The 23,161-nt window shown below is 72.3% G+C and carries 9 protein-coding genes; 8 read left to right on the top strand and 1 reads right to left on the bottom strand.

What is annotated here, in order from left to right; genetic code table 11:
* Positions 1 to 8: 8 nt before the first annotated feature.
* From ACWGR4_RS07970 to ACWGR4_RS07935, 8 genes are all read left to right on the top strand, one after another.
* A complete protein-coding gene (locus ACWGR4_RS07970; protein ID WP_452134187.1) occupies positions 9 to 9,569 on the top strand; it encodes an SDR family NAD(P)-dependent oxidoreductase in 9,561 nt (3,186 codons plus the stop codon).
* Positions 9,570 to 9,648: 79 nt separating this feature from the next.
* On the top strand, positions 9,649 to 10,764 hold the full coding sequence (locus ACWGR4_RS07965) for an alpha/beta fold hydrolase (RefSeq protein WP_452128475.1): 1,116 nt from the start codon (positions 9,649 to 9,651) through the stop codon (positions 10,762 to 10,764).
* 2 nt (positions 10,765 to 10,766) lie between these two features.
* Positions 10,767 to 15,320 carry a type I polyketide synthase gene (locus ACWGR4_RS07960; protein WP_452128505.1) on the top strand — a complete coding sequence of 1,518 codons (4,554 nt, stop codon included), beginning with the start codon at positions 10,767 to 10,769 and terminating at the stop codon, positions 15,318 to 15,320.
* Between the two features lie 117 nt (positions 15,321 to 15,437).
* Entirely contained in the window at positions 15,438 to 17,075 is a 1,638-nt protein-coding gene (locus tag ACWGR4_RS07955; protein WP_452128476.1) for an ABC transporter substrate-binding protein, read from the top strand.
* Positions 17,072 to 18,007 (top strand): ABC transporter permease, encoded by a 936-nt coding sequence (locus ACWGR4_RS07950; RefSeq protein ID WP_452128477.1) that lies wholly within the window; start codon positions 17,072 to 17,074, stop codon positions 18,005 to 18,007. The genes ACWGR4_RS07955 and ACWGR4_RS07950 overlap by 4 nt, the downstream gene beginning before the upstream one ends.
* A complete protein-coding gene (locus tag ACWGR4_RS07945) occupies positions 18,004 to 19,233 on the top strand; it encodes an amidohydrolase family protein (RefSeq protein WP_452128478.1) in 1,230 nt (409 codons plus the stop codon). The genes ACWGR4_RS07950 and ACWGR4_RS07945 overlap by 4 nt, the downstream gene beginning before the upstream one ends.
* A gap of 88 nt (positions 19,234 to 19,321) precedes the next feature.
* Complete coding sequence (locus ACWGR4_RS07940) at positions 19,322 to 20,206, top strand: ABC transporter permease subunit (protein WP_439677881.1); 885 nt, start codon at positions 19,322 to 19,324, stop codon at positions 20,204 to 20,206.
* Positions 20,196 to 22,034 carry a dipeptide ABC transporter ATP-binding protein gene (locus ACWGR4_RS07935; protein WP_452128479.1) on the top strand — a complete coding sequence of 613 codons (1,839 nt, stop codon included), beginning with the start codon at positions 20,196 to 20,198 and terminating at the stop codon, positions 22,032 to 22,034. The genes ACWGR4_RS07940 and ACWGR4_RS07935 overlap by 11 nt, the downstream gene beginning before the upstream one ends.
* A 172-nt stretch (positions 22,035 to 22,206) precedes the next feature.
* On the opposite strand, the gene ACWGR4_RS07930 is transcribed toward ACWGR4_RS07935, so the two are convergent.
* Positions 22,207 to 23,025: an SAM-dependent methyltransferase gene (locus tag ACWGR4_RS07930; protein ID WP_380001851.1), complete on the bottom strand. Its 819-nt coding sequence runs from the start codon at positions 23,023 to 23,025 to the stop codon at positions 22,207 to 22,209.
* Positions 23,026 to 23,161 lie beyond the last annotated feature (136 nt).

The following is a 23,161-nucleotide window of genomic DNA, read 5'->3' as shown; positions in this document are numbered from 1 at the left end:
CCCACGACATCCGACACCGCCGCATCCCCGTCACCTACGCCTCACACAGCCCCCACGTCGAACCACTCCACCAACAAATCCTCACCGACCTCGCCCCCATCACCCCCCGACCCACCACCATCCCCCTCTACTCCACCGTCACCACCACACCCATCGACGGCACCCACCTCACCCCCCAACACTGGTACACCAACCTCCGCACCACAGTCCGCTTCCAAGAAAGCATCGAAACCCTCCTCACCGACGAACACACCCTCTTCATCGAGACCAGCCCACACCCGGTGTTGACCACGCCGATCGAGGACACCATCCACGAGCGGAGCGTCCGCGCACGCACCGTCGCCACCCTCCGCCGCGACCACGGCGACCTGCACCGGTGGCACACGGCTCTCGCACACGCCTTTGTGGCCGGACGCACCCCCACCCGGCTCGCCGCGCCCCCGCCCCGAGACCAGCTGCCCACATACCCGTTCCGGCACGAGACCTTCTGGCTCGCCTCGGCACGGCACGAGCACACGGCCGGCTCCGGGCAGCGCGCCGCGACCCATCCCCTCCTCGACGCGAGCATGGAACTGGCCGACGGGGCAGCACTGTTGCTCACCGGTCGGCTGTCGCTCGCCACCCACCCCTGGCTCGCCGACCACGCCGTACACGACACCGTCCTGCTCCCCGGCACCGCCTTCCTCGACCTCGCCCTGCACGCCGCCGGCCTCTCCGGATGCTCGACGATCGAGGAACTCACCCTGGAAGCCCCGTTACCGCTGCCCGAGCACCACGCGCTCCACCTCCAGATCAGCGTCGGCGCTCCGGACGAACACCAGCGCCGGGCCCTGTCCGTGTACTCGCGTCCCGAAACGCACGACCCCGAAGGCTCCATCGGTTCCGACCGATCCGACAGCCCATCGGTGGCCTGGACCCGACACGCCACCGCCACGCTGGGCATCGAATCCTGGATCGAGCCGGCGCCCACGACCGAGCGTCGTCCGGCGGGCGCCGTCGCCGTGGACATCGACAACGCCTACGCGGACTTCGCCGAGCAGGGCTACCACTACGGGCCGACCTTCCAGGGGCTGACCGCACTGTGGCGCGACGGCGACGATCTCTACGCCGAGATCCGCCTGCCGGACGACGCCGACCCGACCGGCCACGCCATCCACCCCGCCCTCCTCGACGCGGCGCTGCACCCGTTGCTGCTCGCCGAGGCCGGCGCCGAGGAGATCCGGCTGCCGTTCACCTTCGGCGGCATCCGGCTGTCCCCCGACTTCGTGCGCGGTACGCACGCGCACGCGCACATCACCGCCACGGGCGACCACGAGCACGCCATCACCCTGACCGACGACGCCGGGCGCCGCGTCGCGACCGTCGCCACGGTCACGACCAGGCCGATCAGCCGTGCGCAGCTCGCGATCTCGACGGCCCGATCGAACGAGTCGCTGCACCGACTCGACTGGCACCCCTACCCCACGAGGGCCGACACTCCCCCGGACACCGCGGGGTGGGCGGTCCTCGGCACCCCCGAAGACATCGGGGCGATTCCCGCCCTCGCCGCGCTCGATCTGCCCGCACACCCCGATGTGCCCTCGGCACTCCGGGCGGGCGCCGGCACGCTCCTCGTCGCCGCGCCGCGGGTCATGCCGCAGGAACCGGCGCTGCCCGCCGCCGCGTTCCGGGCCACGGCGCTGATACTGCGCGGGCTTCAGGACCGGCTCGCGGTCGACGATTCGCGCGCCTCCTCCGCTCGGCTGGTCGTCGTCACCAGCCGGGCCGTACCCACCCACCACGGCGATCCGCTGACCAACCTGGCGCAGGCCCCGCTGTGGGGGCTGGTCCGGAGCGCGCAGGCCGAGCACCCCGACCTGTTCGCCATCGTGGACACCGACCCGCACGCCGACCCCGGCCTGCTGGCCGCCGCGATCGCCGCCGGCGCGACCGACGGGCAACCGCAGCTCGCGATCCGGCACCGGCAGATACTCGCACCCCGGCTCGTCCGACACACATCACCGTTGGCGGTTCCGTCGGGCCCGACCCCGTGGCGGCTGGAAGTGCCCCGTCCGGGCGGCTTCGACGGGCTCGCGCTCGTACCCGCGCCCGAGTTGACCCGTCCGCTGGGCCCCGGTGAGGTGCGCTTGGCCCCGGCGGCGGTCGGCCTCAACTTCCGAGACACCCTGATCACGCTCGGGCTGTACCCCGGGGAGCGTCCGCACGTGGGTGGCGAGGGCGCCGGCACGGTGCTCGAAGTCGGGCCGGGTGTGCCGAACGTGCGCCCCGGTGATCGGGTCATGGGCCTCCTGGAACACGGCACCGCGTCGGTGACGATCACCGATCATCGACTGCTCATGCCGGTACCGGACGACTGGTCGGACGCGCAGGCGGCGGCCGTCCCCGTCGCGTTCGCCACGGCGTACCATGCGCTGCACGACCTGGCGGCCCTGCGTCGCGGCAAGCGGTTGCTCATCCACACCGCCACCGGCGGCGTGGGCCAGGCCGCCGGCCAACTCGCCCGGTACATCGGCGCCGAGGTCTACGCGACGGCGAGCCGGAGCAAGCACGAGACACTGGCCGAGCTGGGCTACCCGGCCGACCGCGTGGCGGACTCCCGTACCCACGACTACGCCGACCGGTTCCTCACCGCCACCGACGGGGCCGGTCTGGACGTGGTCCTGCACTCGCTCGCCGACGAACACACGGACACCACACTGCGGTTGCTGCCTCGCGGCGGGCGGTTCATCGACATGGGCAAGGCAGACATCCGAGACGGCGCGGAGGTCGCGGCGCGGCATCCCGGGGTCGAGTATCGGGCGTTCGATCTGACCGACGCGGGATTCGACCGGATCGGCCGGATCTTCGCCGTACTGGCCCGGTTGTTCGCCAACGGGTCCCTACGGCCGCTGCCGACGACCGGTTGGCACGTCACGCACGCTCCCCAGGCCCTGCGACACCTCTCACAGGGACATCACACCGGGAAACTCACGCTCACCCTCCCCCGAGGCATCGACCCCGACGGAACGATCCTGATCACCGGCGGCACCGGCACCCTCGGCGCACTCACCGCACGCCACCTCGTCACAGCACACGGCGCCCGCCACCTCATCCTCACCAACCGCTCCGGCAACACCCCACAAACCCAGGCACTACACAACGAACTCACCGAACTCGGCGCCCACGTCACCATCACCCCAACCGACGCCACCAACCCCCAACAAACCGACACCCTCCTGGCCTCCATCGACCCCGCCCACCCACTCACCGCGATCTTCCACACCGCAGGCACCCTCGCCGACGCCACCCTCGCCAACCAGACAACCCAACACCTCGACACCGTCCTACCACCCAAGATCGACGCCGCGTGGCACCTGCACGAGGGGACCAGGCACCTTCGACCGGCACCCACCCTCGTGCTCTACTCCTCCGCCGCCGCAACGCTCGGCAGCGCGGGACAGGCCAACTACGCGGCGGCGAACGCCTTCCTGGACGCCCTCGCCCACCATCGCCACTCCCAGGGACATCCCACCGTCAGCCTCGCGTGGGGCCCCTGGCAGGAGACGAGCAACCTCACCGCCGGGCTCGGTGCGGCGGACCATCAGCGCCACCGAGCCCACGGCATCACCCCGCTGACCACACCGCACGCGCTCGGCCTCCTCGACACCGCACTGCGCACGCCGCATCCCACCCTCGCCCCGATCAACCTCGGGCAGCACCGGAGCGAGCGCGGTACACGAACGCCGGCTCGTACCGCGACCCCGACCACGAAGCTCGTCGGGCTCTCCGAGGCGGAGCAGACGCGAACGCTGCTGGAACTCGTTCGCACCCAGGTGGCACAGATCCTCGGACACGCGACGCCGGAGGCGGTCGACGCGGATCGGCCGTTCAAGGACCTCGGGTTCGACTCGCTGACGGCCGTCGAACTGCGCAACCTGGTCAACAACGCGACCGGACTGCGTCTCCCCAGCAGCCTCGTCTTCGACCACCCCACCCCCGCTCGGCTCGCGGCATTCCTGCGCACACAACTCGCCGACGCCGAGCCGACGGCTGCCACGGCCGCGCCTGCGTCCGCGCCGACACCGAGCGCCGCAGTCGTCTCCGGTGGGAGCGAGGAGCCGATCGCAATCGTCGGCATGGGGTGCCGTTTCCCGGGCGACGTGCGGGGGCCGGCGGACCTCTGGCGGCTGATCACCGACCGGACGGACGCGATCAGCGTCCTCCCGGAGAACCGGGGTTGGGACACCGCCCGACTGCACGACCCGGACCCGGACGCCACCGGCCACACCTACGCCCGGGAGGGCGGTTTCCTGCACGACGCGGGCGATTTCGACGCCGTCTTCTTCGGGATTTCGCCGCGCGAGGCGGCGGCGATGGACCCGCAGCAGCGCCTGCTTCTCGAAACGGCGTGGGAAACCTTCGAGAACGCCCGCCTCGATCCCACCGCGCCGGCCGTGCGCAACACCGGGGTCTTCACCGGCGTCGTGGCACAGAACTACGCGGACAACCCGGCGCCCCACCACGCGCGCAACCTGGAGGGCTACCTGGCCACCGGCACCACGACCAGCGTGGCGTCCGGGCGGATCGCGTACACGCTGGGTCTGGAGGGTCCGGCGATCACGGTCGATACCGCCTGCTCGTCGTCGCTGGTGGCGATCCATCTCGCGAGCCAGGCGCTGCGCAACGGCGAATGCGACCTCGCGTTGGCCGGCGGCGTCACCGTCATGTCGACGCCGACCCCCTTCCTGGAATTCAGCCGCCAGCGCGGACTGGCCCCGGACGGCCGCTGCAAACCCTTCGCCGCCGACGCCAACGGATTCGCACTCGCCGAAGGCGTCGGCCTGGTCCTCCTCGAACCCCTGAGCCGAGCCCGCGACAACGGCCACACCGTACTCGCCGTGATCAGGGGTTCGGCGATCAACCAGGACGGTGCCAGCAACGGTTTGACGGCGCCGAACGGGCCGTCGCAGCAGCGGGTCATCCGCAGCGCCTTGACCAACGCCGGATTGACGGCCGATCAGGTCGACGCGGTGGAGGCGCACGGGACAGGCACCACGCTCGGGGATCCGATCGAGGCGCAGGCGTTGTTGGCCACGTACGGGCAACACCGGGATCCCGAGCGGCCGTTGTGGTTGGGGTCGGTGAAGTCGAACATCGGACACACCCAGGCCGCCGCCGGGATCGCCGGTGTGATCAAGATGGTCCAGGCTCTGCGACACGAGACCCTGCCCGCGACGCTGCACGTGGACGAGCCGACCCCCCACGTCGACTGGGACACCGGCGCCGTCTCGTTGTTGACCGAGGCCCGGCCGTGGCCGCGCACCCCGGACCGGCCGCGGCGCGCGGCGGTGTCCTCGTTCGGGATCAGCGGCACCAACGCCCACCTCGTCCTCGAACAGGGCGACCCCACCCCGAACGAAGCCACCGACCACGAAGTCCCGTCCGGTCCGGCCGTGATCGCGCTGTCCGCCAAGGACGACCACGCCCTGCGCGCACACGCGGAACGCCTGCGCGCCCACCTCGTCGAGCGCCCCGAGACGACGCCGGCCGCGCTCGCCGCGGCCCTGCGTACACGTTCCGTGTTCGACCATCGGGCGACGATCGTCACCGATGACAGCGACGAACTCGTGGCCGCACTCGGCGCCTTGGCCGCCGACGCGTCTCACCCCGCCCTCGACCGCGACGTCGCCCGTCCGGGTAAGACCGTCTTCGTGTTCCCGGGTCAGGGCGCGCAATGGGTCGGCATGGGCGCCCGACTCCTGGATACGTCACCGGTGTTCGCCGAACACCTCAACGCCTGCGCACAGGCGTTGGCCCCCTACGTCGACTGGAACCTCGTCGACGTCGTCACCGGAGCCGAACAAGCCCCCAGCCTCGACCGCGTCGACGTCGTACAACCCGCCCTGTGGGCCATGATGATCAGCCTCGCCCGCCTGTGGGAACACCACGGCATCCACCCCGACGCCGTCATCGGCCACTCCCAAGGCGAAATCGCCGCCGCCCACATCGCCGGAGCACTCACCCTCCACGACTCCGCCCGCATCATCGCCCTACGCTCCCAAGCCATCACCACCCTCACCACCCACGGCGGCATGCTCTCCATCGCCCAACCCCCACACACCATCCGACAACTCCTCACCCACCACCCCCACCTCACCATCGCCGCCCTCAACGGCCCCCACTCCACCGTCATATCCGGAAACCACCAAGAACTCGACCAACTCCAGGCACACTGCGAAACCCACGACATCCACGCCCGTCGCATTCCTGTCACCTACGCCTCACACAGCCCGGACGTCGAACCACTCCGCCAACAAATCCTCACCGACCTCGCCCCCATCACCCCCCGACCCACCACCATCCCCCTCTACTCCGCCGTCACCACCACACCCATCGCCGGCACCCACCTCACCCCCGAACACTGGTACACCAACCTCCGCACCACAGTCCGCTTCCAAGAAACCGTCGAAGCTCAACTACGCGACGGCTACACGCACTTCATCGAGACCAGCCCGCATCCGGTGCTGACCGCGGCCATCCTCGAGATCATCGACGAGAACACCGCCGAGGACACGAACAGCGCGAAGGGCACGCCGGTGCCCGCCACCGTGCAGGGCACCCTGACCCGCGACGAAGACACCCCCGCGCGGGTGCACACCGCACTCGCCCGCGCGTTCGCCACCGGACTGCTCCCCGAGTGGCCGCCCTCGGCCGCGACGCTCGCGGCCGACGTGCCGACCTATCCCTTCCGGCCCGAGACCTATTGGGTCGAAGCCGGCCACACCCGGGCCGACGCCGGCGGTCTGGGACAACTCGCGTCGCCGCACCCGCTGCTGGGCGCCGCCGTGGAACTGGCGGACGGGGACGGGCTGGTCCTGACCGGCCGGCTGTCCCTGGCCACCCACCCCTGGCTCGCCGACCATGCCGTACACGACACCGTCCTGCTTCCCGGAGCCGCCTTTCTCGACCTCGCCCTGCACACGATCGGGCTGCTCGACGGCCGGCACGATCTGGAGGACCTGGTCCTGCACGCTCCGTTGGCGCTCTTCGAGCAGCAGGCGATACACCTGCAACTGTCCGTCGGCGCCCCGGACGAGTCCGGGCACCGCACACTGGCCATCCACTCGCGACCCGAGTCGGCGGACCCCGATACCGCGCCCGGCGCCTGGACCCGGCACGCCGGTGCCACCGTCACCCCGGCCGGCGGCCGGGCCACGGCGGACCGGACGATGGGCGGCGCGTGGCCCCCGGTCGGGGCGAAGCCCGTGGATCTGCTCGACCGGTACGCGGACTTCGCCCGCCAGGGCTACCGGTACGGGCCCCTCTTCCAGGGGCTGACCGCCCTGTGGCGCGACGGCGACGACCTCTACGCCGAGATCCGCCTGCCGGACGACGCCGACCCGACCGGCCACACCATCCACCCCGCCCTCCTCGACGCCGCGTTCCAACCTTTGGCGGCCGTCTTCGCCGACGGCCGCGACCTGCACCTGCCGTTCGCGTTCGGCGGCGTGCGCCACACGCCGGGGGCGGGCACTGTCGTGCGGGCACGACTGAGCCGCACCGGATCGAACACGTTCAGCGTGACCGTGACCGACCCCGACGGCGCGCATTTCCTCGACATCGAGACGCTGACGACCCGGGTGATCGGCCCGGAACAACTCGCCGCGCTCGACCATCGCCCCGCGAAGGGCCTGCACGTGGTGCGGTGGGAACCGTACGACGCCGGCAACTCCCCGGCGGAGGCCACGAATCCGGTTGTGCTCGCGGAACCCGGTCACTGGCTTGCGACGGCCCTGGCCGCCGCCGGACACGACGTCGTCACCCATCCACACCTCGATGCGCTGAACGCGGCGATCCGCGCCGGCGCTCCGGTGCCGGCTGTCGTCCTGGTGCCGGCGGACGGGCCGGCGGTCGACCCGGCCGCCGAGGAGGCGTCGGGCATGGACGTACCGCAGGCAGCGCGGTATGCCGTGGAGCGGGCACTCGCGTTGACGCGGGAGTGGCCGGCCCAGCCCGCGTACGAGCGCTCGCGCCTGGTGTTCGTCACCCGCGATGCCGTGGCCACCGGGCCGGAGGATCTGCTGGACAACCTGGCGCACGCACCGCTGTGGGGCCTGCTCCGCTCGGCGCACAGCGAACATCCGGGCAGCTTCGGGATGGTGGACGTCGACGGCGGCGGGGGCCCGAGCGCGCCGCAGGCCCTGGCGTCCGCCGTCACGGCGGCGGAACCCGAACTGGCCATCCGGGCGAACCGCCTGCTCGCACCGACGCTGACCGCCTACGCCCCGGCCGGCGCCGAGGAAGAGGAAAACTCGTCCCTCACGATCGACCCCGAAGGGACCGTCCTGATCACCGGTGGCACCGGCACCCTCGGGTCGCTGACGGCACGTCACCTGATCACCCGCCACGGTGCCAGGCACCTGGTGCTGACCAGCCGCACCGGTGGCACCCCCGAAACCGACACGATCGTCGCCGAACTCGGGGAGTTGGGAGCCGAGGTCGCCGTAGTGCGAGCGGACGCGAGCGACCCCTCACGGATGGCGGAGCTGTTCGACGGCATAGACCCGGCCCACCCACTCACCGCGATCTTCCATGCCGCCGGCACCCTCGCCGACGCCGCGCTCACCAACCAGACGTCGGAACACCTCGACATCGTGCTGCCCCCGAAGATCGACGCCGCCTGGCACCTGCACACCCTCGGCGCGCGGCTCAGCCCCGCCCCCGCCCTGATCCTGTACTCCTCGGCGGCGGCCACGTTCGGCAGTCCCGGGCAGGCCAACTACGCGGCGGCCAACACCTTCCTGGACGCCCTCGCCCACCATCGCCACGCACGGGGCCTGCCCGGCACCAGCCTCGCGTGGGGTCCCTGGCAGCAGACCAGCAACCTCACCGCCGCACTCACCGCCGTCGACCACGAACGCCACCGAGACCAGGGCGTCGTCCCCTTGGCGACGCCACACGCGCTCACCCTGCTGAGCTCCGCGCTGGCCGCACCGCTGCCCGCCCTCACCGTGATCGACCTGCGCCGACGCACCGTCGCCCAGCCCACGCCGAGGCGCCGCGCCTATGCCGAACTCCCGGCCGAGGAACGCCGGAAGGCGCTGCTCGACCTGGTCCGGGACACCGTCGCGAGCGTGTCGGGTCGTGGGGGCGGCGGGCACGAGGAGATCGACGACCGTCAGTTCAAGGACCTCGGGTTCGACTCGATGACGGCGGTGGAGCTGCGCAACCGGCTCGGCGCGGCCACCGGGCTGCGCCTGCCGGCCACACTCGTCTTCGACCACGCGACCCCGTTCGCGGTAGCCCGTTTCCTGGACGAGCGTCTGGCCGAGGGCCTGGACGACGACGGCGCCTCGCCCACGTCGGCGCTCCTCGCCGACCTCGACCGGTTCCACGCGGCGGTGGCCGGGTTGACCGCCGAGGACCGTACGCGCGGCGAGGCCGTCGTCCGGCTGCGGGAGATTCTCCGCAGCCTGGACGACGCGCACGACGTCACCGACCCGCAGGCGCCGGACCTCGACACGGAGATCGAAACGGCGTCCGCCGAGGGCATCCTCGATCTCATCGACCGCCGGTTCGGTGCGCTGTGACGCGCCACCCCCGCGAGCCCACGAGCCATATGCCCGCCACCGCAGCCGCCCATCCATCGCCCGCCGGGAGGCGTCCCGCATGAACGACATCGACGAGCTGAAGCAATTCGTGGAGATCCACGCCAGGTCCCAGAACATCCCGACCGCGCGCTATCGCGAGATCGTCGCGAACGTGACCCACGACCGCGGCGACACCGAGGGCTCGTGGGTCCGGGCATGGAGCGACGCGGCGCGGGAGTTGGAGGCGAAGGGCCGTCCGCTCGACGCCTGTCGGCACTACAACATGGCCCGCTTCCCGTTCGTGGACGGGCCGGACCGGCAGCACGCCCTCGATCGTTGTGTGGCCGCGTTCGATCTGTGGCGCCGGACCCAGGGCGACATCGAGCCGTTGCTCGTGGAATCGCCCGACGGGCCGTTGCGCTGCTGGACGGCCAATCTGTCGCCGACCAGGGCTCGTCCGATCCTGTTGGTGACGGGCGGGATCGTCAGCGTCAAGGAGCAGTGGGCCCCGGTCCTGGCCCAGGCGAAGCGGCTCGGAATGGCCGGTGTGGTCACCGAAATGCCCGGCGTGGGCGAGAACGGGCTGCGCTACGACGCGGACAGTTGGCGGATGTTCCCCTCGGTACTGGACGCGGTGGCCCGGCACGCACCGGTGGAGTCGGTGTACGCGGTGGCGTTGAGCTTCAGCGGGCATCTCGCGTTGCGTGCGGCGACGCACGACGACCGGATCAAGGGCGTGATCACCGCCGGGGCGCCGATCGAGCACTTCTTCTCCGACGCGCAATGGCGACGACAGGTGCCCCGGGTGACCCGGGACACCCTGGCCCACCTGGCGCGGGTCGCGCCCGACGAGGTGGGTGCGCACATGAGCGAATGGAGCCTGGGCAAGAACGAGTTGGCGGCCCTGGACATTCCGGTCGCCTACATGACCAGTCTGCGTGACGAGATCATCCCGCCCGGCGACGCGGAGGCGATCCGCGAGCACGTCCGGCGGCTCACGCTGATCGGCAACGACGACGTGCACGGCTCGCCGGACCACGTGGTCGAGACGCGGTTGTGGATCCTGCTGAACCTGCTCCGGATGAGCGGTCGGCGAGGCCCGCAGCGCGCCGTGCTCGGCACGCTGTGGCGCGTGGCGCGCACACGCAACCGCTTCAAGGAGCAGGGCAGGGTCGCGGAAAGGGTGAACGGCTGATGGTGGCGAACACGCCGGACGAGGCCAGGCTCGTCGAGTATCTCAAGCGGGTGACCGCCAAGTTGAGTCGCGCGCAGCAGCGGCTGCGCGATCTGGAGGCCCGGGCCGAGGAGCCGATCGCGATCGTGGCGATGGGCTGCCGCTACCCGGGAGGCGTGCGCGATCCGGAGGACCTGTGGCGACTGGTCGCCGACGGGCGGGACGCGATCGGGTGGTTCCCCGACAACCGGGGCTGGGACCTGGATGCGCTCTATCACCCGGACCCGGACCATCCCGGTACCGCGTACACCCGGCAGGGCGGGTTCCTGTACGACGCCGACCGCTTCGACGCGGGGTTCTTCGGGATCAGCCCGCGCGAGGCACTGGCCACCGACCCGCAGCAGCGGCAGTTGTTGGAGGTGGCGTGGGAGACGTTCGAGCGCGCGGGGATCGACCCGACGACGTTGCGGGAAACCCCGACCGGGGTGTTCGTCGGGGTGATGTACGACGACTACGCCTCGCGGCTGCACCGGATGCCGGCGGAGTTCGAGGGGCTGGTGGGCAATGGCAGCGCCGGCAGCGTCGCGTCCGGGCGCGTGGCCTACTCCCTCGGGCTCCAGGGGCCGGCGGTGACCGTGGACACCGCCTGCTCGTCGTCGCTGGTGAGTCTGCACGTCGCGGCGCAGGCACTGCGGCACGGCGATTGCTCGCTGGCACTGGCCGGCGGGGTGACCCTGATGGCCACGCCCGCGCTGTTCGTGGAGTTCAGCCGGCAGCGAGGGTTGTCGGCGGACGGCCGGTGCAAGTCGTTCGGGGCGGCGGACGGCACCGGATTCGCCGAGGGCGTCGGGCTCGTGTTGTTGGAGCGCCTCGGTGACGCGCGGCGCAACGGCCATCCGGTACTGGCACTGCTGCGCGGCTCGGCGGTCAATCAGGACGGGGCGAGCAACGGCCTGTCCGCGCCCAACGGTCCGGCGCAGGAGCGGCTGATCCGGCAGGCGTTGGCCAATGCGCGGTTGTCGCCGGCCGAGGTGGACGTGGTGGAGGCGCACGGCACCGGGACGTCGTTGGGCGACCCGGTGGAGGCGCAGGCGATCATCGCCACCTACGGTCGGGATCGCCCCGAGGGGCGGCCGGTGTGGCTGGGCTCGATCAAGTCGAACATCGGACACACCCAGGCGGCGGCCGGGGTGGCGGGCGTGATCAAGATGGTGCAGGCGCTGCGGCACGGTGTGCTGCCGCGCACGTTGCACGTGGACGAGCCCTCGCCGCACATCGACTGGGACGCGGGGGCCGTGTCGCTGTTGGCACGGGAGGTGCCGTGGCCGGCCCTGGAGCGGCCGCGCCGGGCGGCGGTGTCCTCGTTCGGGATCAGCGGGACGAACGCGCACCTGGTGCTCGAACAGGCCCCGCCGGACACCCCGGCCACGCCGTCGGGCGGGGACGGGCCGCGTGCACACGCCCCGGAGGGGCCGGCGCCGTGGCTGTTGTCGGCCCGGAGCGCGCAGGCGTTGCGGGACCAGGCGCGCCGGCTGCACGCGGCGGTCTCGACCGCGCCGGAGCCGGGGGCCGTGGACGTGGGCAGGGCGCTGGCCACCACCCGGACCGCCTTCGAGCATCGTGCGGCGGTGGTCGCGCCGGACGCGGCGGGCCGGCTGCGGGCGTTGGCCGTGCTGGCGGACGGCGGCGTGGCGCCCGGGCTGCTCGTGGGTCGGGCGGCGCGCGGGTCCACCGCGTTCATGTTCACCGGCCAGGGCAGCCAGCGGGCCGGGATGGGCGCCGAACTGGGCTCGGTGTTCCCGGCCTTTCGCACGGCGCTGGACGAGGTGTGCGCGGAGTTGGACCGGCACCTGGACCGGCCGTTGGCGGGTCTGTTGGCGGCCGAGGCCGGGTCGGCCGACGCGGCGCTGTTGGATCGCACCGGGTACACCCAGGCGGCTTTGTTCGCGGTGGAGATCGCGCTGTTCCGGCTTCTGGAGCACTACGGGGTCGAGCCCGACTACCTGATCGGTCACTCCATCGGCGAGTTGGCCGCCGCACACGCCGCGGGGGTGCTGACGCTGCCCGACGCGTGCGCGCTCGTCGCCGCGCGCGGTCGGTTGATGCAGGCGCTGCCCGGTGATGGGGCGATGGCCTCGTTGCGGGCGGGCGAGCGTGATGTGTCGCCGCTGCTGGCGGGCTACGAGGAGCGGGTGGCGATCGCGGCGGTGAACGGGCCGACGTCGACGGTGATCTCCGGGGACGCGGACGCGGTCGCGGCGGTGGCCGCGCGCTGGCGTCATCTCGGGCACAAGGCGCGCACATTGCGGGTCAGCCACGCCTTCCACTCGCCGCACATGGACGCCATGCTGGCCGACTTCCGCGAGGTGGCCCGCGGGCTCCGCTTCGCCGCGCCGAGGTTGCCGATCGTCTCGAACGAGACGGGAGTGCCGGCCACGGCACGGGAGTTGGCCTCGCCGGAGTACTGGGTCCGCCATGTGCGCGGCACGGTGCGCTTCCACGAGGGGGTGCGCTGGTTGAGTGGGCAGGGCGTCGGTACCTATCTGGAGTTGGGGCCCGACGCGACGCTCACCCCGATGGCTCAGGAGTCCTTGGCCGCGGAGCGCGACGCGGCGGTGGTCGCCCCGTTGTTGCGCCGGGACCGGCCGGAACCGACGACGGTGGCGGGGGCGCTGGCGCAGGCGCACATCCGAGGTGTCGCGGTGGACTGGCGACGGTGGTTCGCCGACGTCGCGCCGGCGGGGGGCGGGCGCGAGGTTTCGCTGCCCACCTACGCGTTCCAGCGCAGCCGCTACTGGCTGGAGCAGACGGCCGAGCAGGCCGCGCCCGAACAGCGCACCGGTGGTGCCGAGGCCCGGTTCTGGGCGGCGGTCGAGGAGGGGGACGTCGCCGTGTCCGCGGCCGAGCTGGGCCTGCGCGGCGCGCAGGAGCGGGCGTTGCGCGAGTTGTTGCCGGCGTTGTCGACGCTGCGCCGCAGCCGGCGGTGGTGGTATCGCTCGGGGTGGAAGCCGTTGCCGGGCGAGAGCGAGGAGAGCGGCGAATCACCGTCGTCGGGGAGTTGGTTGGCGGTGGCCGAGGAGGGTGACGCGGGCGCGGTCGCCGACATCGCGGCGCTGTCGTCGGCCGGGCTGCGCCGGGTGTCGCGGGTGCTGCTCGGGCCCGGCGGCGATGTCGCGGACGCGGTGGCGCGGGCGGTGCCGGACCCGGCGGGCATCGACGGGGTGTTGTGGTTCGCGGCCGGGTCGGCCGAGTTCGGCGCCGCCGCGGAGCGCACCCTCGCGCTGTTGGCGGCGTTGCCCGCGGTGGGGGTCGGGGCGCCGGTGTGGGTGGCGACGCGGGGCGCGGTGTCGGTCGGCCCGGCCGATCCGCCGCGGCGGCCGGCCGACGCGGCGTTGTGGGGGCTGCGGGATCGGCTGCGCGGCGGGGGTCTGGTGGACCTGGGCGAGGTGGTGGACGAGCGGGCCGCCGGGCGGCTCGCGGCGCTGCTGGCCGAACCCGGTGCGGAGAACGAGGTCGCGGTGCGCGCCGACGGGGTCTTCGTGCGTCGCTGGTGGCACACGGCGGTCGAGGCGGGCGAGGCGTCGGGCGAGGGGGCGGCGCTGGTCGTCGGTACCGATCCGCTGGCCCTGGCCGCGGCGCGTCGGCTCGTGCGCGACGGCCGCGAGCGGGTGGTGTTGGCCGGTCCCGGCGCCCGGGCCGTGGTCCGGGACCTGCCGGACGGGGTCACGGTCGTGGACTGCGACCTCGACGACGCGGACGCGCTCGCCGCGTTGGTGGCCGCCGGGTCGGCCGACCGTCCGCTCACGCTGCTCGTCTGCGTGGCCGCGAACGTACGCGAGGCGGCTCCGGCCGTGGTGCTCGACGCCTTGACGCGCGATGGCGGGCCCGCCGCCTTCGTACTGATCTCGCCCGGCGCTGCGGCGCTGCCGGCCCCGGCTCCGGCGGCCGACACGGCCGTTCCCGCCCTGTTCGACTCCCTGGCCCGGCAGCGGCGGGCCGCCGGTCTGCCCGCGGTCGCGGCGTGCTGGGGGCCGTGGACGGAGAGCACGCACGAGTTCGGGGCGGGCGACGCGAACCACGCGGTCGTGGCGGATCTGGTCTTTCCGGCCCTGTTCGGCGCCGCGGCCTCGACGGACGGCGACGTGTCGTTGGTGATCGCCGACGTGCCGTGGTCGGCGCTCGCCTCGCCCGGTGCGCTGGTGCGCGATCTGCCGGAGGTCGCCCGCTCCCACGCGGGCCCCGCGCCCGCGCTCGCCTCGGTGGTGGATCCGGATGCCGCCGAGCGGCTGCGCGAGCGGTTGGCGGCGCTGTCCGCGGACGAGGAGGAGAAGGTGCTGACGGATCTGATCACCGAGCATGCGGCCGCCATCCTGGGCCACGACTCGCCCGCGGCGGTGGACCCGACGGCAAGCCTGCTCGATCTGGGCATGTCCTCGTTCACCGCGCTGCAACTGCGCAACCAACTCAGCGCCGCCACCGGCCTGGACCTGCCCGCGACCGCGCCCTACGACCACCCTTCCCCGGCCGCGTTCGGACGTTATCTGCGGGCCGAACTCGCCGGCCGTACGGCCGCCTGAACCCGGTAAACCCGGCGTTAAGGATCCTTTAAGCGCACCCCGTGAGAGTCGTCCTCGCCCGCCCCCACCAGAGTCCGGCGGGCCCCCTGGCGAGGAGGCACGACCATCGACTCACGGATGCGATCACCTGGATTGACCGGCACGTTGCGGATGATCTGCGCGCTGACGTGTCTGTGTCTTGCCCTCTCCTCCTGCGCCGGCACGCGGGAGGAGAGCGGCGCGGTCGCGGGTGCCGACAAGACGCTGCGCTACGCGACCGCGACCGAACCCGAATGCCTGGATCCGCAGGTCGGCGGGCGCGACGTGGACGCCCTCATCGATCGCAACATCTTCGACTCCCTCGTCAGCGCGACCGAGGACGGCACCTTCCGTCCCTGGCTGGCCGAGAGTTGGACGATCTCCGAGGACCGGACCACGTACACCTTCCGACTGCGCCCGGGCGTGCGATTCCAGGACGGCACGCCGCTGGACGCGGCGGCCGTCAAGGCCACTCTCGACCACGCGGTGGATCCGAAGGCCAAGTCCTTCTACGCGGCCAGTCTGGTCGGCGCCTACGCCGGTGCCACGATCGTGGATCCGCTGGTGATCGAGGTGCGTCTGTCCCACCCCAGCAGTCCGTTCCTCCAGGCGCTGAGCACCCCCTACCTCGGTATCCAGTCGCCGAAGTCGATGCGCGAGAACGCGGGCAGGTTGTGCCAGAAGCCGGTGGGCTCCGGTCCGTTCGGCTTCGTCGAGTGGCGCAAGAACACCAGTGTCGTGCTGAAGCGGAACCCGGACTACAACTGGGGCCCACCCGATGCCAAGCACACCGGCATGGCGAAACTGAAGGGCATCACCTTCTCGTTCGTGCCGGAGAACTCGGTGCGGCTGGGTTCGCTGATGAGCGGTCAGGTGGACGCGATCGGCGAGGTGCCCACGGTGAACGCGACCACCGTGGCCAAGGCGCTGCGGCTGCTGCGTCATCCGGCACCGGGCGCGGTGTACACCATCTTCCTGAACAGCGGCAGCGGACCGCTGGTCGACGAGCGGGTGCGGATCGCGCTGCAACGCTCCCTGAATCTGGACCAGTTGATCAAGGCCTTGCATTTCGGGCAGTACGACCGGGCCTGGAGCGTGCTCGGCCCGACCACCGTGGCCTACGACCGTACGGTCGAGGGCTCGTGGAAGTACGACCCCAAGCTGGCGAACCGGTTGCTCGACGAGGCCGGGTGGACCGGCCGGGACGCGGCGGGCTACCGCACCAAGGACGGCCGACGGCTCACCCTCGTGTGGCCATATGCCAAGCAACTCTCGCGCGACGGGCGCGAGTTCATCGGCCAGGGCATCGCGGCGGACGCCCGCAGGGTCGGCTTCGACGTGCGCTTCGAGCGGGAGGAGCCGGGCGCGCTGAACACCCAACTGGCGTCCGGCAAGGGACTGGACATGTTCGCGATGAGCTTCGTGCGATCCGAACCGGACATCCTGCGGTACTTCTTCGCCTCGGACCAGACCGTGAACAAGGGTGGCGGCAACCTGTTCCGGGTCGCCGATCCACAGCTGGACCGGTGGTTCCGGGACGCGACCACCGACAACGACACGGCCGCCCGCAGGCAGTCCTTCGAACAGGCCCAGCAATACATCCGCACGCACGCGCTGGCGATACCGGTCTACGTGCCGAAGGCGATGATCGGCACCTCGAAAAAGCTGCACGACGTGGGTTTCGCGCCGGACGCCTACCCGCTGTTCTACGACGCGTGGCTGGGGGCGGGACGATGAGCGCTCGACTGGCCTGGTTGGTACGCCGGATCGTGCTCGGCGTGATGGTGGTCCTGGGCGCGGCCACGGCGGCGTTCGCCGCGATGCACCTGATGCCCGGCGACCCGGTGCAGGCGATGCTCGGCCAGAGCGGGCGCACCCCCGAACTGGTCGCGCGGGTACGCCACGACACCGGCCTGGACCGGCCGCTGTACGAGCAGTACGGGCTGTTCCTGGGCCGATTGGCCCGCGGCGACCTGGGTACGTCGTACCAACTCCAGGAAACGGTGACGGAGTTGATCCGCTCGCAGGTCTGGTCCACGGTGGCCCTGTCGCTCGCGGGCTTCCTCCTGGCGATCGTGATCGCGGTACCGGTGGCGGTGGCCACCGCCGCCCGCCGGCCGGCGCTGCGCCGGCTGACCTCGACGGTGGAACTGGTACTGGCGTCGGTGCCCGGTTTTTGGATCGGGGTGTTGTTGCTGACCGTCTTCTCCTTCCACTGGCAACTCTTCCCGGCGGTCGGCGGCACCGGGGCGCGCGGACTCGTGCTCCCGGCGCTGACCCTGGCGCTGACCCTGGTCGGCGTGTTCACCCAGGTGTTGCGGGAGGAGATGGAACGCGCCCTGCGCGAGCCGTTCGTGCTGAGTTCGCGCGCCCGGGGCGCGGGCGAGACCACGGTGCGGTTGCGCCATGCCCTGCGGCACGCGCTCATCCCGCTGCTCACCCTCTCCGGCTGGACCGTGGGCACGCTGCTCACCGGTGCGGTGACCATCGAGACGGTCTTCAACCGCCCCGGGGTGGGCCGACTCCTGGTGACCGCCGTCGACAGCCGGGACTTCCCGGTGATCAGCGGCGTGGTGGTGCTCTCGGCCGCGGTCTTCGCGGTGATCAGCATCGGCACCGACTGGCTGTACACGATCGTGGACGCGCGGGTACGGGAGGTACGGACGTGAGTGACGAGCGGATCCTGACCGCCGCGCTGGTGTTGACCGGGCCGGCGGACGAGGTGATCGAGGACGGCGCGGTACGCGTGCGCGACGGCGTCTTCGCCGATGTGGGCCCGCGTCGTGAGGTCGTGGAGCGGGCCGCGCCCGACACTCCCGTACTCGACCTGGGCGGCGCGACGCTGCTGCCCGGTCTGATCGACTGCCATGTCCACCTCGCCTTCGACGCGAGCGAGGATCCCGTCGCCGCGTTGCGCGCGGCCGACGACCGCGACCTGCTGCTGGACATGGCGGGCCGGGCCCGGCGGTTGCTCGACGCGGGGGTGACCACGGCGCGCGATCTGGGTGATCGCGGCGGGCTGGCGGCGCGGCTGCGGGACGCGATCGAGGCGGGCACGCTGCCGGGTCCGCGCCTGCTGACCGCGGGGCCGCCGATCACCGTGACCGGCGGACACTGCTGGTTCCTGGGCGGCGCGGCCGACGGCGCGGACCGCATCCGCGAGCGGGTGCGGCGCAACGTGGCCGACGGCGCCGACGTGATCAAGGTGATGAGCACGGGCGGCAGCATGACGGCGGGCGGACCGCCCGCCTGGCAGGCGCAGTTCTCGGTCGAGGAGGTGACACTGGTCGTCACCGAGGCGGCCCGCTTCGGCCGCCGGGTGGCCGCGCACGCGCACGGCACCGCGGGTATCGAGGTGGCGCTGGCCGCGGGGGTACACACCCTCGAACACTGCTCGTTCGTCACGGAACCGGCCCTGGGCGAGGATCACGAACGCCAAGATCGGCTGATCCGGGAGATCGCCGAGCGCGGTGTGGCGGTGTGTCCGACGTTCAGTGCCACGCTCACCGACGTCGAGCGCCGGCTCGGCCCGGACGTCCTGCGCCCGTGGCTGGATCTGGTACACCGCCAGTACGAGGCGGGCGTACGGCTGATCGCGGGCACCGACGCGGGCATCGCCCAGGCTCCGTTCGAGGGGTACGCGCAGGGTCTGGAGTGGTACGTACGGGCCGGACTGCCGCCGGGGGCGGTGCTGGAGATGGCCACCACGAACGCGGCGGAAGCGCTCGGCCTGGCCGAGCGGATCGGCCGGATCGCGATCGGCCTGGACGCGGACGCGGTCGTGGTCGACGACGATCCGCGCAAGGGCTTCGGCACGCTCGCCGACCCCCGGTTGGTCCTGCGCCGGGGCCGGCCGCACGTACCCGCGCCGCGTGCCTCGGCGGAAGCCGCGTGAGCGCGCCCACCCGGGCCCGCCTCGCGCGCGCCCGGCACCTTTGCGGCAAGCCCGGATCCACCGTGGGACTCGAAGGGATGGACCGCCGATGAGCGGCGCAGGCATCGCGGCGATCGAAGCCGCTCCGGTCCCGCCGTCCGCCCGGCGGCGCACCGCGGCCGGCCCCGGACCCGGCCTCGTCGTGGCCGGTGTGGTCCTGGCCTTCGTCGCCCTCGCGGCGCTGTGGCCGGACCTGTTGACCACGCGGGCGCCGGACGCCATCGAGCCGGTACAGGCGCTGTCGGGCCCCAGCGCCGAGCACTGGTTCGGCACCGACCAACTGGGCCGCGACATCTACAGCCGCATCGTCGACGGCGCCCGACCGTCCCTGGAGATCGGCGTCGGGGCCACCGTCATCGCGGTCGCGGCCGGCTCGATCCTGGGGGTCGTGGCGGCGACCGCGGGCCGGGTGGCCGACGAGCTGATCATGCGGATCACCGATGTCTTCCTGGCCTTTCCCGGCCTGATCCTGGCCATGGTCCTGGTGGCCGTGCTGGGCCCGGGCACCGGCAACGCGATGTTGGCGATCAGTTGTTCGCTCACGCCGGGCTTCGTGCGGCTGGCCCGGGGTCAGGCACTGGTGGTGCGCGAGGCCGACTACGTACGCATGGCGATCGTTTTCGGCCGCAGCCGTTGGAGTGCCTATCGCACCCACCTGCTCCCGAACACGATGCCGCCGCTGCTGGTCCTGGCGACCGTCAACATCGGCACCGCGATCCTCGCGGGCTCCGCGCTCAGCTTCCTGGGCCTGGGACCGAAGGACTCGTCCTCGGAATGGGGATCGATGCTCTCCGAGGGACGCGACTATCTCGGCTCGGCCTGGGCCACGGCGGTCTTTCCCGGGCTGGCGATCAGCGTGACCGTCGTCGCGATCAACGTGGTGGGACGCGGCCTGCGGCAACGATTCGACGGGAGGTCCACCGATGGCGACTGATCGTGGTGAGCCCTTGCTCAGTGTGCGCGACCTGCGCGTGTTCTTTCCGAACGGCCGACGCGGTCGGGTCGACGCGGTCCGCGGTGTCGACTTCGACCTGCGGGCCGGCGAAGTGCTGGCGATCGTCGGGGAGTCCGGCTCGGGCAAGAGCGTGACCGCACGCTCCCTGGTCGGACTCGCCGGTCCCGGCGCGCAGGTGCGCGCCGACCGGCTGCGCGTGGACGGTGAGGACCTGCGCACCGCCTCGGCACAGCGGTTGCGCCGGATCCGCGGCCTGCGCGTGGGCCTGGTGCTGCAGGACGCGCTGTCCGCGCTGGACCCGGTGCGTACCGTCGGCGCCGAGGTCGGCGAAACCCTGCGGGTGCACAACCTGGTCCGCCGGGCCGAGGCGGTACCGCGCGTGGTGGAGCTGCTGGAGCGCGCCCGCGTCCCGGAACCGGCGCTGCGGGCCCGGCAGTATCCGCACCAGCTCTCCGGCGGCCTGCGCCAACGTGCCCTGATCGCCGCCGCGATGGCCGCCGATCCGCCGATCCTGATCGCCGACGAGCCGACCACGGCCCTGGACGTGGGCGTGCAGGCGCGGATCCTCGACCTGCTCGCCGCCAAGCGCGACGCCGGCACCGGCATCCTGCTGATCAGCCACGACCTGGCCGTGGTGGCCCGACTCGCCGACCGGGTCGCGGTGATGTACGACGGGGTGTTCGTCGAGGAGGGCCCCACGCGCGAACTGCTCACCGACCCGCGCCACCCGTACACGCGGCACCTGCTCGCCGCGATCCCGGCCGGGCAGGACCGGGACATCCGGTTGTCCGCCGGGCAGCACCGCGCCGACGTCGCCGCTCCGGTCGCCCGGGGATGCCACTACGCGCCGCGCTGCCCCCTGGCAGAGGACGCGTGCCGGGTCGAGGAGCCGGTCCCGGTGGCGATCGGCGATACGCACACCGCGCGCTGCCGCCTCCTGGACGCGCCCTGGACACCGGCCGACCGGGTCTCGCGGGCCGAGGGGCGGCAGGCCGGGGAGACGGTCCTGGCCGCCGCGCATCTGTCGAAGTCCTTCCCGGGCCCCGACCGCAGTCGACGGCTCGCGGTGGACGACGTCTCGTTCACCCTGGGCGCGGGCGAGACGCTCGGCATCGTCGGCGAGTCGGGCTCCGGCAAGAGCACCACCGCACAACTGGTACTGGGCCTGCTCGAACCGGACGAGGGGCAGGTCACCCTGCACGGAAGTCCGTGGTCGCATCGGCGCGAGCGCGATCGCCGTCCGCTGCGCCGGCGGATCCAGTTCGTCCCACAGGAGCCGCTCGCCTCCTTCGACCCCCGGTACTCCGTCGCGCGACTGATCGCCGAGGGCCTGGGCGGCACCGCACGCCGGGAGGTGCGCCGGCACCGCGCCCGAATCGCCGAACTGCTCACCCTGGTCGGCCTGGACCCGGCGCTCGCCGACGCCCGACCCCGACGACTGTCCGGCGGGCAGCGCCAACGGGTCGCCATCGCACGGGCGTTGGCCTCGGAGCCGGACGTGATCGTGTGCGACGAACCGGTCTCGGCCCTGGACGTATCGGTCCAGGCCCAGATTCTGGACCTGCTGGGCGATCTCCGGCAGGAGTTGGGGGTGGCCCTGCTGTTCATCTCGCACGATCTGGGGGTGATCCGCCATCTCAGCGACCGGGTGCTGGTGATGCACGACGGGAAGGTGGTCGAGACCGGTACCGCGCGAGAGGTCTTCGACCGGCCGACGCACGAGTACACCCGATCGCTGCTCGCCGCGCTGCCCAGGGTCGGCGACGCGTTCGCCCGGGCCGAGCCGTTGGCGGACTCCGCCACGTGAAACCGGGGCGCGTGACCCGCGCCCGTCGACGGCCGTCGCGGAAGCTTCACCGCGGCGGCCGTTTGGCCGCCGTGTCCGCGGCGGGAGTCGGACGAACGACGAGTGTCCGGCCCCACGGCACGGGGAACCGTAGGGGCCGGACACTCGGGAGAGCCGTGCGGGTAGGTGTGAGTTACCGGCGCACGGCGGTCAGGAGGCCGCCATTGGAGCGCCCCTGCGCCTGGCGGCCGTAGGAGGCGGCCACGTCGGCCCGGTCCAGCAGTCGGGCGTCCCAGCCGTTCTCGCCCAGCCAGGGCATCGTGCCCTCACCGAGACCGCCCTTGGCCATGGCCGCGATCTCGGCCAGTCCGGGCACCGCCTTGGCCTCGGCGAGGAACGCGGACTTGTCCAGGTTGGCGTGCTCGAACGACATCCGGCTGCCGGACGCGGACAGGTCGCCGATCATGCCGAGCAGTCGGGCCGCCTCGTCCGCGGTGAGATAGCCGAGTACGCCCTCGACCAGCCAGGCCGTCGGCACGGTGGGGTCGAACCCGCCCGCGACCAGTCGGGCGGGCCAGTCGTCGTCGCGCAGGTCCGTCATCAACACGTCGCGGGCGCAACGCGGTCGGGCGTCGGCGGCGTCCAACACCTCGTTCTTGAAGTCGAGCAGGTCGCCGAGGTCGATCTCGTACAGGTGGACGCCGGCCGGCCAGTCCAGGCGGTAGGCGCGGGCGTCCAGACCCGCGCCGACCAGAACGACCTGCCGACACCCGGCCTCGGTGGCCGCGAGCAGGTATTCGTCGAAGAAGCGTGTGCGCACGATGACGTTGAAGCTGAGGATCTGCTTCCAGGTGGCTCGGGCCTCGACCTCGGCCGGGTCGCTCTCGTGTTGCTCGGACGCCGCGATGAACAGCGGCGCGAAGGGGTCGTCGAAGAGGCGGTCGGGGCGCCGACTCTCCTCCGCACGCACGTATGTGGCCTCTATCGACGTTCGTGCGATCTTGGAACGCATCCGGACTCCTTCGTCGTATCGGTGTGACCGGTGTGACGGGTGTATCGGGCGCCGCTGAAACCGCTCTGAAACCGCTCTGAAACGACGCCGGACATCCCGCCCGGACGGGCCCCCGGGCAGGGCCCGTCCGGGACTC

Source organism: Embleya sp. NPDC055664 (assembly GCF_053618075.1).
The sequence above is the reverse complement of the archived record's forward strand: the minus strand, read 5'-3'. Positions and strand labels throughout refer to the sequence as shown.

Bases quoted from the DNA above. Each gene is read 5' to 3' on its own strand.
- ACWGR4_RS07965 (WP_452128475.1), top strand. From the start codon at position 9,649: ATGAACGACATCGACGAGCTGAAGCAATTCGTGGAGATCCACGCCAGG.
- ACWGR4_RS07955 (WP_452128476.1), top strand. From the start codon at position 15,438: ATGCGATCACCTGGATTGACCGGCACGTTGCGGATGATCTGCGCGCTG.
- ACWGR4_RS07950 (WP_452128477.1), top strand. From the start codon at position 17,072: ATGAGCGCTCGACTGGCCTGGTTGGTACGCCGGATCGTGCTCGGCGTG.
- ACWGR4_RS07940 (WP_439677881.1), top strand. From the start codon at position 19,322: ATGAGCGGCGCAGGCATCGCGGCGATCGAAGCCGCTCCGGTCCCGCCG.
- ACWGR4_RS07935 (WP_452128479.1), top strand. From the start codon at position 20,196: ATGGCGACTGATCGTGGTGAGCCCTTGCTCAGTGTGCGCGACCTGCGC.
- ACWGR4_RS07930 (WP_380001851.1), bottom strand. From the start codon at position 23,025: ATGCGTTCCAAGATCGCACGAACGTCGATAGAGGCCACATACGTGCGT.